General features: G+C 45.0%; 11 protein-coding genes. All 11 read left to right on the forward strand.

Annotated elements, in window-relative coordinates:
- Window positions 1–3: 3 nt before the first annotated feature.
- Window positions 4–456: a DUF1257 domain-containing protein gene (locus tag KHA99_RS10905; protein ID WP_213117472.1), complete on the forward strand. Its 453-nt coding sequence runs from the start codon at window positions 4–6 to the stop codon at window positions 454–456.
- 27 nt (window positions 457–483) lie between these two features.
- On the forward strand, window positions 484–1,206 hold the full coding sequence (locus tag KHA99_RS10910) for a ComEA family DNA-binding protein (protein WP_307852061.1): 723 nt from the start codon (window positions 484–486) through the stop codon (window positions 1,204–1,206).
- A 68-nt stretch (window positions 1,207–1,274) separates the two neighbouring features.
- Window positions 1,275–2,966 (forward strand): Ycf46 family AAA ATPase, encoded by a 1,692-nt coding sequence (locus tag KHA99_RS10915; RefSeq protein WP_213117474.1) that lies wholly within the window; start codon window positions 1,275–1,277, stop codon window positions 2,964–2,966.
- 20 nt (window positions 2,967–2,986) lie between these two features.
- Complete coding sequence (locus KHA99_RS10920) at window positions 2,987–3,193, forward strand: DUF2997 domain-containing protein (protein ID WP_213117475.1); 207 nt, start codon at window positions 2,987–2,989, stop codon at window positions 3,191–3,193.
- A gap of 374 nt (window positions 3,194–3,567) precedes the next feature.
- Window positions 3,568–4,758: a serine hydrolase domain-containing protein gene (locus KHA99_RS10925; RefSeq protein ID WP_213117476.1), complete on the forward strand. Its 1,191-nt coding sequence runs from the start codon at window positions 3,568–3,570 to the stop codon at window positions 4,756–4,758.
- A 440-nt stretch (window positions 4,759–5,198) separates the two neighbouring features.
- Window positions 5,199–9,917 carry a type VII secretion protein EssC gene (gene essC / locus KHA99_RS10930; protein WP_213117477.1) on the forward strand — a complete coding sequence of 1,573 codons (4,719 nt, stop codon included), beginning with the start codon at window positions 5,199–5,201 and terminating at the stop codon, window positions 9,915–9,917.
- Window positions 9,910–10,161, forward strand: a complete 252-nt coding sequence (locus KHA99_RS10935; RefSeq protein ID WP_213117478.1) for a methyltransferase — start codon at window positions 9,910–9,912, stop codon at window positions 10,159–10,161. The genes essC and KHA99_RS10935 overlap by 8 nt, the downstream gene beginning before the upstream one ends.
- Before the next feature lie 30 nt (window positions 10,162–10,191).
- Window positions 10,192–10,494, forward strand: coding sequence for a WXG100 family type VII secretion target (locus KHA99_RS10940; RefSeq protein WP_213117479.1), 303 nt, complete (start codon window positions 10,192–10,194; stop codon window positions 10,492–10,494).
- A gap of 17 nt (window positions 10,495–10,511) precedes the next feature.
- The gene (locus KHA99_RS10945) at window positions 10,512–10,817 is read left to right on the forward strand and encodes a WXG100 family type VII secretion target (protein WP_213117480.1); all 306 of its coding nucleotides are present in this window, start codon (window positions 10,512–10,514) and stop codon (window positions 10,815–10,817) included.
- Window positions 10,818–10,947: 130 nt separating this feature from the next.
- The gene (locus tag KHA99_RS10950) at window positions 10,948–11,682 is read left to right on the forward strand and encodes a hypothetical protein (RefSeq protein WP_213117481.1); all 735 of its coding nucleotides are present in this window, start codon (window positions 10,948–10,950) and stop codon (window positions 11,680–11,682) included.
- Window positions 11,683–11,686: 4 nt separating this feature from the next.
- Window positions 11,687–12,991: a DUF2974 domain-containing protein gene (locus KHA99_RS10955; RefSeq protein WP_213117482.1), complete on the forward strand. Its 1,305-nt coding sequence runs from the start codon at window positions 11,687–11,689 to the stop codon at window positions 12,989–12,991.
- Window positions 12,992–13,036: the final 45 nt, after the last annotated feature.

The raw sequence follows: 13,036 nt of genomic DNA on the forward strand, positions 1-13,036 counted from the left end.
GAAATGAGTCTTGAAATTGTACTGGTTCCGTTGGCCATTGCGGTTACAAAAGAGGTTGTCGAAGGAATCGCCAACCGTTCGCAAAAAAACGATCAGGACTATACCGTCCTTCCGACTAGAATGAAGGATGAGTCCCTTCTTCAGCAGGCCTTAGAGGAGTGGAGCTGCTCGTTCCGAAAAGCAGAGACACTCGATTCCCTGCAAACAAACAATGAAAACGAAGTGACGTTTATCGTCAACGAAGAGGGCTGCTACTCGCTTGTCCTCCCGAAAACGGCGGACATCAAGGCATTCGAGGAATGGATTGAAAAGGTAGAGGGTTCCTACACCCACTACCTGCAGCAACGAGTCTATCAACATTTACTAGAAAAGGCAAAGGAACAGGGAATGATTTTAGAAAAAGAAGAACTGCTTGAGGATCATTCCATCCAGTTAACCTATCTGGTAAATCGTTAAACGAGGGGGAGCAGGAAATTGGCGAAAGTGTACACAGACAGAGGCAGGAAATGGGAGATGTTGAATAGCTGGTGGATCATCTTCACGTTTCTACCCATCGGCATGACTAGTTATATTGCATTTTTCTATGCAGGCACCAAAGCTAAAAATGCGCGCTGGCGGATTTATGGACTTATTTATTTGGGGGTCTTCCTGCTGGCGTTCATTCCGACTTACACGGAATTTGAAGCGATGATTTTTCTGGCATTGTGGATTGTTCCGATTATCCATGCCTTTAAAATCCGCCCGGCTTATCTGGTTCAATTGGATGTGTTAAAGGCCAATGAAAAAACGTTCCTCAATCAAGAGGTGATGAAGCTTAGGCAGGAGGCGGAAGCGAAATTTGGCAGGAAGATGCAAAAGCCACCGCAGCAAAAAAGTGAAGCTGGTGTGAAACAGCAGGAGGCAACAGCTGATCCGTTAACCCCGCCGATCCAGCCGCTTTTTTCAAAAAATCATCAAATCGAGAAAATTAATATTAATCTAGCATCGGAAAAGGAAATCGCGGCCATACCTGAGATTGGGATTATTCTAGCAAAAAAGGCCGTCGTCAAACGCGAGGAACTGGGCGGTTTCGAATCCTTTGAACAGTTCGCGCAAATCATGGGATTGAAGGAGCACACGCTGGAAAAAATGAAGCAGCGTCTGATTTTTTCCGAAACTGACCATACTGATACACATATCCATTCTGGAAGAGTCATTGATTATTAAACAACTAGGGGAAGCCGGGGAGAGTTCCGGCTTTCTGTTTATACATAAGTAAAAGAAGGAGGAGAAACATGGCTATCGTCAAGCAAAAAGGAACGAGAATACTGCTGGCCAACCTACTGAAGGCTAGATTTCCTTATTTATATATCCAAACCTGGGAGGAGGACAGGGTCCTCTCGCTGATCCGCTCGGTAGCCCAGGACACAGAACTGATTAAAACGCCGCGCGAAGTGTTTACCTGGAGCATCACAAAGGGAATTCAGGACCATAACCGGCAGTCGGTTGGCATCGGCGACAACAAACAGCCGATGAAGGCGCTTGAGTTTATTGAAAAACATGACAAGCCGAGCATCATCGTGCTGCAGGATTTTCATATCTATTTTGGCGGACAGGGGCGGCATGCCGACTTCCAGGTGATCCGGAAGCTAAGGGATATTTTATTAAAAATAAAGCAAAGCCCGAGCCCGATTAATGTCATCTTTACGTCCCCGTTTTTGATGATTCCGGACGATTTGCAAAAGGATATCACGATTGTCGATTTCGACCTGCCGAACTTTAATGAAATTGAAGCAGTGCTCGATGAGATGATTCGCGTCAATCAGCAGACGGGCCGAATCCTAATATCCTTAACCACCGAAGAAAAAGAAAGGCTTGCAAAAGCAGCGCTCGGGCTGACCCTGTCAGAGGCAGAAAACGCTTTTGCCCGCGCGATGGTTGAGGACGGCCGACTCGATATCAACGATGTTAAGGTTATTTTACAAGAGAAGGAACAAATCATTAAGAAGACGGGAATTCTCGAGTTTATTACCAGCGATTTAAAAATCGAGGACGTCGGCGGACTGGAAAACCTCAAGCGCTGGCTGGCGAAACGAAACAAGTCGTGGCTCGATTCAGCCCGTAAATATGGCCTGCCTGCGCCAAAAGGGGTGCTTATTACAGGCGTTCCCGGCTGTGGAAAAAGCTTAATCAGTAAAGCGATTAGCTCAATGTGGCAGCTTCCGCTTTTAAGGCTCGATATGGGGAAAATCTTCAGCGGGCTCGTTGGGAGCAGTGAAGAGAATATGAGAAAGGCGATTAAGACCGCCGAAGCAATTTCCCCGTCCATCCTCTGGATTGACGAAATCGAAAAGGGGTTCAGCGGCATTACAAGTGGCGGAGACAGTGGGACCTCATCACGGATTTTCGGACAGTTTTTAACATGGATGCAGGAAAAAACAAACCCTGTATTTGTCATCGCCACAGCTAACAACATTTCCGGCCTGCCGCCCGAATTGATGCGGAAAGGACGCTTTGATGAAATCTTTTTCGTCGACCTGCCGACGCTCAGGGAGAGAAAGGAAATTCTTAAGGTGCACATCCAGAAGCGCATCAAGGATGAGGAAGTAAAGGGCGATTTCCAGTTAACGGATAACGTGCTTGATACGCTGGCAAGAAACTGCGACGGCTTTGTCGGCGCCGAGATTGAGCATCTTGTCATCGATGCCTTGTTTGAGGCTTATTCCAATGACCGGCCGATTCGTCTGGAGGATTTCGAACGGGCGATTGCCAATACGGTGCCATTGTCAGTGACCCAGGCTGAGCAAATCCGCGGAATCCGCGAGTGGGCCAACGTCCGTGCCGTTGCAGCCACACCGCAGGAGGATCTCAAGGAATATGGAAAAGACCCTGTGCTGGTACCAGGCGGCGGATTGGAAAAGGCAGACAGCCAGGGTTATGCAGATGATGTCCGCTTTAACCGCGGCGGCAGGACAATCGATTTCTAAAAAGGGAGTGATGAGGGCAGATGGAGGAAAAACTTCAAATCCGCATTTTTCCCGATGGCCGGATTGAGGCGGAAACATTGGGTATTAAAGGGGAAAAATGTACAGACTATATTTTGATTTTAGAAAACATACTAAACGCTCATGCCGTCCAGGCGGAATATACGAAGGAATTCTATGAAACCGAACAGGTCACCCTGGAGCAAACGCAGCAGAATACTCTAAAATGAACCTTATATATATAAAGTCGAGGCAATATCGTAAAGAGTTTCGTTTTAAGGGGCTTTTCTAAACTTCTGAAATTTCCGATTACGTAACATTACTGATTTAAAAAAATGAAACTCGCCATAGTATTGGCGAGTTTTCTTTATACCTAGATTCAGGGTGCTTCCAAAAACTTATGTAAATTCAAAAGTTATTCCTTGCATGATGTTCCAGCCATAGCAAGTGCAATAAGTTCCATATGAATTTCCTACGCGTTTTTTAAAATAAATCTATTTATGTATTTGGCATATTAAAACTAATTCTTTTGTAATAGGACGTATGTTATAATATCCAAGTATTTGAATTTTTCCTAATTCTCTTAAGAGGTTGCGTGATACCGATGACATTAAAGAAACTTGGTTCACTGCTGTTAGTCCTTACACTTGCCACCGCCGGTATGAGCGGTTGTTTTGGTTTGATTCAAACCGATAAGGGTTCAAATAATAATGCAGCGAAAGAAGTAAAGGCGCAAGAAATTAATATAGAAAAAGAATTGCAAAGAAAGAAAAAAGTTGAGCAAACCAAACTTGAAATGAACAAACAAAAGGTAGATGCATTAAAACAAAAAATACATAACTATATAACTGCTAATAACATAAGCGGAACTGTTACTGTTTCTCAAAACAACCAGTTTATTTTTAATGAGGGAAATGGCTATGCAAATGTGGAAAAAAAGCTGCCAAATGATCCATCAACCACGTATCCGATTGGTTCGATTACAAAAATTTTCGTATCAACAAGTATTATGATGCTTCAGGAACAGCATAAGCTTAGTATTCAAGATCCGATTTCAAAGTATATTCCAAACTTTCCTGAAGGAAATCAGCTATTACTATATCATTTCTTAACCCATACATCCGGAATTCAAAAGCTTCATTGGAATAGAGGTCTTAACACTCCACAGAAATTAGTTCAGGAAATTGAAAAGGCACCGTTAAAATTTGCACCTGGGACGAAATGGGATTATCTAGATGCTAATTATATGGTGCTTGGTTATGTAATTGAGCAAGTTTCAGGCATGCCACTACAGGATTTTATACAAAAAAATATAATTAGTAAGGTGCCAATGAAGGATACTGGTTTTATCACAACAAAGCAACCGCTTCCCTATAATTCAGTCAGCTATCTTACAAAGGATGATAACAAAGTCGATATAACCCAATGGTTAAGTGCGACTTCCTTATTTGCATGTGGTGACATTTATTCAACAGCCTATGATTTGTCCCAATTTGATTACGCCTTAATGGGTGGAAAACTAGTTTCCCAGGATAGTCTTAAGCAAGTGCTCACACCTTCGCCACATTCAAAATATGGTTTAGGACTGTATTATGATGGGGATTCGGCATACAGTATTGGCGTATTGGGCGGCTGGTACGTGATGCATACTTATTATAATGATAAGACCTCCATTGTCGTCTGTTTAAATGCTCGAAACAATTCTACCGATCTGGCAAATATAACAAATGATATTTATAATATCTTAAAATCCTCAGTTGATGATGGGGAAATGCCTGACCCAAGCATTAGATAAAAACACTCGTCATATGGACGGGTGTTTTTCTTGTGCCAAAAGCAACAAACTATACGAAAACAGCATTTTTATTGGTGGCTGCCCACTTGCTTAAGGACATTTCCTCTTTATTTTCCACCGGAATTTTCCGCAGCATCCCTTCCTCCGGACATTTTCAGCTCCATTTCCACCAGTTTTGTCCATAGAAACAATTAAACTATCGAAAAAAGCGGCGATCCAGCATATCGAGCAGTACCTCTTCAGAGAGCGGAGAAATCAACTACCTAGTTAACCGCATATCTGTTTTCCATTTTTCACTATTAGTAATTCGGACCTCCATAAAATGGTAATTTAGTCTCTTTTTGTAGGACATTAGTTATGTGAGAATAAGATTATGGATAATTATGGCGAATCCCAAGCTGGCTTTGCAGCGTTAGAGATATGATGCAAGGAGAAGAATGATGAATGTTACGTTAATTAATAAGGAGAGGATTCACTCGATATCCTTGCCGGAAAAGGTGCGGGGACAGTATTGGATCTACGATTCCAATAGCAAATTCTCCAGAAAACTGATCGGCATTGAAGGGATCAATGGAGAGTGGATTTTAAAGTCGAATAAGGATGTAAAGGTTCTCGACAATGCCGGGAAGTCGATCCGAAATACGGTCTTGCAGCCGTTAAGCATATATAACTTAGGACTTTCTACCCAGGACCAAAAAACGATCATTTTCACAGAGCCAAGTACGGACGACCGACAAATTTTTACAAAATACTTGGTTGACCGAGATATCGAGATTACCATCGGCCGGACCGAGCAGAACGACATTGTGCTGGCCAATCGTTTTGTCTCGGCATCACATGCAAAGCTGTCCTTTCATAGCGGCCAGTGGCGCATCGAGGATCAAAACAGTTCAAACGGAACCTTCGTCGACGGCGAAAGAGTGAAAAGCAAAGCCTTAAAGATTGGCGACACTATATACATAATGGGTTATAAAATGATCATCGGCAGCTATTTTGTTGCTTTTAACAATCCAGACGGAACGCTAACCATCAAGACCCATGCGTTAAAGCCGTTCATACCGCAAACGGTCGAAACCCCGGATGAGGAAGAAGAGTACGAAGTGCCGGAAGTTGACTACTTTTACCGTTCGCCCCGTTTTAAGCGCGATGTCGAAAAAGCAGTTATCAAAATCGACTCCCCGCCGCCGAACGCGATTGGTGAAGAGATGCCGATGATGCTGGTGATTGGTCCGTCGATGACAATGGGGATGGCCTCAATGGCGACGGCGCTTTTTGCAGTCAATCACGCGATGTCGACCGGCGATATCTCTAAGGCGATTCCGTCCATCGTGATGTCATGCAGCATGCTGCTGGGAACTGTCCTTTGGCCAATCCTAACTAAAAAGTTCGATATGCGGCGCAGACGGAAAAAAGAGAAAATCCGCCAGGAAAAATACAAGGATTATCTCGACCGAATCGCTGTCGTCTTTAATGAAGAAGCGGAAAAGCAGGAGGAAATTCTTCGGGAAAATCATGTTCCCATCAGCGATTGCATCAACCGGATTGAAAATGTCCAGCGCAATCTGTGGGAGCGCGGCCCCGGCCAAAACGACTTTCTGAAATTGCGGGTCGGCACAGGCAGCGGCCTGCTTGCAGCAGACCTTACCTATTCGGAGAAAAAATTCTCGATTGACGATGACAACCTGCAGGGAGAATTGTACACCTTGGTGGAATCGCCAAAGGTTTTGAAAAATATTCCGATTACCCTATCATTATATGAAAATCATATTTCCGGCGTCATCGGCACCCGTAAGCAGACAATCGAGTTTGCCAAAGGATTGATTTTTCAATTGTCCGCCCTGTACAGCTACGACGAAGTAAAAATGATTTTCATCTATGATCAGGATGAGGAAGCACAATTCAGCTTTGCCAAATGGCTGCCGCACGTTTGGAGCAATGATAATAAGTTCCGTTTTGTCGCCACCAATGACAATGAAGTGAAGGAAGTTTCCGCCTACATCGAAAAGGAAATTGAGATCCGTGCGAACACGAATGAGAGCGAGATGGAGGATGTCAAGCCGTACTACATCGTGTTTGCCCTGAGCAAAGAGCTCGCCTTTAAAGCCGAGATGCTGAAGCAGGTGTATGCCAAGAAAGAAAACCTGCATATCAGTATCGTCACTTTTTATGATGAACTGAAAAACCTGCCGAAAGAGTGCTCGATGGTTGTGGAGCTTGAAGAAAACAGCGGAAAGCTGTTCGACAAAAACGATATTACCGGGAAGACGACCTCGTTCACACCGGACATCTACCTGAACGGCGCTGACCCATACCAGTTAAGCGTCAAGCTTGCCAATGTGCCGCTTGATACGCTGGCGAATTCCTTTAACCTCCCGCAAATGGTCACGTTCCTGGAATTATATGGGGTTGGCAAGGTGGAGCATTTGAACGCTTTGACCCGCTGGAAAGACAACGATCCAACGAAGTCTCTGGAAGCTCCGGTTGGAGTGGACACCCTCGGAGAATTGTTCAAGCTCGACCTTCATGAAAAATTCCACGGGCCGCATGGCTTAGTGGCTGGGATGACGGGTTCGGGTAAAAGTGAATTTATCATTTCCTATATCTTGTCGCTGGCGGTAAACTACCATCCACATGAGGTGGCGTTTATTCTAATTGATTATAAAGGCGGCGGGATGGCAAAGTCATTTGAAAAATTGCCGCATACAGCCGGCATCATCACGAACCTTGACGGCGCTGCCATCAAGCGCTCGCTCGTGTCGATTGAAAGTGAATTGAAGCGCCGCCAGGCCATTTTTGCTGACGCCAGCAAATTGGTGGGCGAGAGCAATATCGATATCTATAAATATCAAAAACTATATCGCGAAGGAGTCGTCCGCGAACCGCTCCAGCATTTGTTCATCATCTCCGATGAGTTCGCCGAGCTGAAAACACAGCAGCCTGAGTTCATGACTCAGCTTGTCAGCGCGGCGCGGATTGGCCGAAGCCTTGGCGTCCACTTGATTTTGGCAACCCAGAAGCCGAGTGGTGTCGTCGATGACCAGATTTGGAGTAACAGTAAATTCCGGGTCAGCTTAAAGGTGCAGGAACGGGCCGACAGTATGGATATGTTGAAGCGTCCGGATGCTGCCGAACTGACGGATACAGGCCGATTTTACCTGCAGGTCGGCTATAACGAATTGTTCGAAATGGGGCAGTCGGCCTGGGCTGGAGCTCCTTATTATCCATCTGACAAGGTGGTTGTTGAAAAAGATACCAGCGTTGTTGTTATCGACCGGAACGGCCGTCCGATTAAACAGGCGAAGATCGATAAAAAGAAAGGCCTTTTCACAAATCCGAAAAAGCAGCTTGATGTGATTACTGATTATTTAAGTAATATTGCGGCTGAGGAGAATATTAAGATACGTCCGCTCTGGCTTGAGCCGATTCCAGCCCTTATTCTTCTGGCCGATATTCGAAAAAAATACAATGCAGATCGTGGTACTTGGCTAACTTCAGAAAATAGGCCAGATGTTTTTCAGGAGGCTGTCAGCGAAATTGCAGCGGCAGCGGAAACCGTGCAAGAAGACGTTCGGAAATCGTTTGCGACCGCAAGCCGGAGGGCTTCCTTTAAACTTAACCCAGTCATCGGCGAATACGACGATCCGGTCCATCAACAGCAGTGCCTGCTCCGCCTGCCGCTGACCGACGAAGGCAACACCATCATTTACGGGGCGGCCGGTACCGGCAAGACGACCTTCTTAAATACAATGGTTTACTCGCTCATCCATGAGCATACCCCGGAGGAAGTCAATCTCTACCTATTAGACTTCGCTTCGGAAACATTGAGGGCTTTTTCAAAAGCACCGCATGTTGGCGATGTCATCCTTTCATATGAAAGCGAAAAGGTCAGCAACCTGTTTAAAATGCTGCAGGGTGAAGTGGAAAAACGGAAGAAGCTGTTTGCTGATTACGGCGGCGACCACCGGTCCTATGTCGAGGCAACGGGCCAGAAGGTTCCGGCGATTGTCGTTGCCATCCATAACTTCTCGGCATTTACCGAGATTTATGACGAAAAGGAAGAGGCGGTTTCTTACCTGTCGCGTGAAGGTACCAAGTACGGAATCTACTTTGTCCTCACTGCGCTGGGAACGGGCGCAGTCCGCTTCCGACTGCTGCAGAACTTTAAGCAGCTCATTACCCTGCAATTAAATGATGACGCCGATTATGCAACGATTGTCGGCAAGACGGATGGGCTGTTCCCATCGAAATGCAAAGGCCGCGGCCTCATCAAGCGGGATGCTATTTATGAATTCCAGGTCGCGCAAATTACCGCCGAACATGTGCCATATCCATCTATTCATGCTGAATGCCAGAAGCTGCAGGAAGCTTGGAAAGGAACTGCCGCGAAGCGGGTTCCGATTTTGCCGGAACAAGTGGACCACGAATTCCTGGCCGAATATGCCGGGCCAAAAGGCAGCCTCACGCTTCCGATTGGGGTGGAAAAGAACTCGCTCAACGTTCACTACTATCCGTTCGGCAAATCCTATCTCAATATGATTCTGTCGGCTGGAACCGAGCACCAGAGCTTTGTCCATGACCTATCCGAGTTCATGGCGCAACAAGCGGGCGTGGATGTAACCTTGATTGATGCCGAGCAAAGTTTTATCCAGAAAAACAATGCCGGTTTCCAATATTATTCGACCGTCAAAGAATTTGAGGAAGTGACGGGCGACCTGTTTGATTTAGTCGTGTACCGGAACAACTCCTTCAAAGAGGCGCTTGAAGAGGGCCGCGAAGTGGAGCATTTCAAGCAAAAGGTGATTATCATCAACTCCGTTGTGGCTTTAAAAAATGCGCTCTCGCAGCTAGGCTCCGAAAAGCTTGGACTGGTCTTGGAAAAAGGGGATGCAAAGTATAACGTAACGATTATGTTTGCTGAACAGTCCAAGAATGTCTCGAGCGTGACCTTTGATAAATGGTTCAAACAACATATTCACAGTGGAAATGGTATCTGGGTTGGCAGCGGCATAACCGAGCAATTCCAGTTAAAGCCGGCCAAGACCACATCCGAAATGCGTGAGGAGATGCCGTCGGATTTTGCCTACTCCCTCCAAAATGGGAAGGCCGTCAAGGTCAAGTTATTAAACTCGCAAAAGGAGAATGATGACGACGATGAATAAAGTACTCGTGGAAATTTTCCTTCCTGCTGCAGACCAAAGCTACGATGTGTACATTCCCTTGGAAAGTCAAATGAGTGAGGTCCTCACCCTGGTGTCGACGCTATTGACCGACCTCTCCAATGGCAACTTCAAAGCGATGGGCAGCGAGGTTTTATGCGATGCTGAAACAGGAATTATTTTCAATATTAACATGCCGGTTGCCGAGCTGGGCATCAAGAACGGTTCGAAACTCATGTTGATATAAATTTTTAAAAAAGAGAAAGGAGAATGACAAATGGGGAAACGAATTAGAGTTACACCTCAAGAGCTTGAAACGGCTTCAAAAAAATTAGCCGAACTATCCGAAACCTACACCGGAATTTATACGCAGTTAATGCAAGCAGCAAACACTATGGGTGAAGCCTGGGAGGGCGAGGATAACCTGGCTTTCGTTGATCAAATTAACGGTTTCAATCAAGATTTAAAACAAATGGCCGATAAGCTTGCAACCGCAAGCCGCGCTCTTGATACACAGCGTGCTAATTATGCCGCTACACAAGATAATAATATGGTTCAAGTCAGGAAATTAACAAACTAGGAAGGAGTGACTTATACATGGCAGGTTCGATTAAAGTAAGTACGGCCCAGGTGGCTGATATAGCGAATACGATTGAAAGACTAAACCAACAGCTGTTGGAAGAATTGAAGAATAGCCAGAGCACCATCAAAAATCTTACCAATACATGGGAAGGGGAAGCAGCACAAGCAACTGTTTCCGCCTATGATGAGTTTTCTGCGAAGTACTTCCAAACCTATTACGAGATTCTTGATAACTATGTAAAGTTTTTACGTGTAAATGTTGACCAAGGCTATTTTGAAACAGAAACAGCCAACGTTAACTTAGCTGATGCTTTTAAATAAGAAAGTTTTTGAAAAAGTGACCACGCTGAAGGTGATGGCTCCCCCATCGCCTTTAGCCTTAATTTTGAAAATAAGTCCATGTGGATTTTAATAAATACAAAAACATTAGATAAAGTTTGGAGAAGTGACCATGAAAAGGATCCTTTACAGCTTTCTTTTAATCATTTTAGCAGTGGGAGTGAGCGGGTGTATGAAGCAGGAGTCAACTGATAAAGAAGCCAAAACCAGTGAACAGGCAATGCTTAAGTATTTAAAGGATACGTATGGACAGGGATTTACGAAGATCGAGTATATTCCGGCGAAACGCGGCTTTAATGACAGTCTCAATAAGAATATTCTGATTGCCAAATCGGAGGATGGCGTTTTGGTCAATGTTCAGGAAACATTGTCGAGCAAGGGAGAGTTTTATGATAATTATCCCAATGCTTATGCTGGTAAACTGTTTGATGCAAAAATCGATTACACTTCTATCAAAAACCTACGGGCAGCCAAAACGTACGCCAATCTGAATAACGAAGACCTCACAATCGAAAATATGCAACAGAAAGAATTTACGTTTGCCAAGGGTGATGTTTACAGCTTGGACAGCATCATTTCCATTTCAGGTGAAGCGGACGATGAAGTGTTAAAGGAATTGTATCAAGTCTACCAAACTTTGCAGACGTTTGATTCGGAAAATATTAGTTTCATAGTTGCTTTTTCCGGGGACGAAGACAAAGCGAAAAAATATGTGGAAAATTTCTATCTCTACGGAGTCCAGGATTGGGAGGAATTTGACAAATCTGTAAAAGAGACGCTGACGGTTTTAGATAAAGGATTATCGTTTGAAGAGTTCAAGAGTCAGCTAAAGACAGTAGGAGGTTGAAGGCATGGCTGAACAAGTCTCTTTAGATCAGTTAAAAGATCGTCAAATCGCTGTCCTAAATAAGATTGCTTATACAGATATGCCAACAAAAAACTGGCATGCGGGAGATTCTCTTTATAAAAGGGTCCAGGCGGCCGACCCAAAGCTGGCAAAAGAGCTTAAAGCCGCAGGGCTGGATCATTTGGTGATCAAGGACTATACGAACCGAAATGATAAATCCGGCTTTTGTGCGATTGCCTATGTTGACCCGAAAACCGGCGCAACCGGCATGTCCTTCAGGGGAACGGAAGGAATGGATGACCTGCTCCACAATCCGAAGGATATGGCGGATAATACGATGACTGCCTCTATCGGTGTGTCCCCACAGTCGCTCGAGGCCATTGCTTTTTTTGAAAAAAATGAGGATAAGAGCGGGAACAATTATTTGTTCGGCCATTCCAAGGGCGGTGAACTGGCTGCCGAAGTATATGTGACCAACTATAACAATGTCAAAGAGGTCCATACCATCAACCCGCAGCCAATCAATCCTTACAAATTAAGTCCGGATCAGCTGGCGGCACTGCAGCGGGATAAGTTTGACGCAATTGTGGTCAATGGGGACATTGTCGCCTGGCTCGGGACCACCTTGTATCCAGTAAGGTATGTGAAAAACAATGGGACACAGGACGGGTTTTTCGGTCCGCATGCCGTTGATGCCATGATGATTGACAAAGACGGCAATGCTGTTATTGAGAGAAATCCTTTTTCAGGCTATTTTGGCCAGGGCATTGCCGCATTGCTTGCGACAAAAATATTGGGCAGCGTCCAGCGCCATCTGATGCTGTACTCCTTTACCATCAACGTGATGGTGAGGATTGGGAACTTTCTTGTGAATGACCTGCCAGATTTGGTCCATAAGTTTGTCGATCATCTGAAGAAGGCGATTGACCGGTTTGTGGAATTTACCCATGAAGTTAAGAATGCCCTGAAGGAATTTGTGGGCGAAGTGGTCAATAGTGTTTCTTCCTGGTTTAAAAAGCATTTCAACTCCGGCTACAAATATGCGACGGCGCACCCATTTATTCAGGTGGATACGTATAAGCTGCGCAGCTATGCCCAGCGTTTGGAAAGCATCAATAGAAGATTAGGCCAGATTGACCGGAGGATGGACTCCCTCTATACCAAGGTCGGGTTTTTGGATTTATGGAATCTGATTCAGGCCGATTTGTTCACGGGAGAAAGCTATAAATTGAGAAAATGCGCCGCCTACTTGGAGGAAACGGCCGACGACTTTGAAACGGTAGAGCGGAAAATAATGGGCAGCCTGTGAACTGGCTAAAAAGGGTTGGATTTAGGAACAGAAATGCTTGTAATG

Origin of the sequence: Neobacillus rhizophilus (assembly GCF_018343535.1) — a bacterium.
Lineage (GTDB): Bacteria > Bacillota > Bacilli > Bacillales > Cytobacillaceae > Neobacillus > Neobacillus rhizophilus.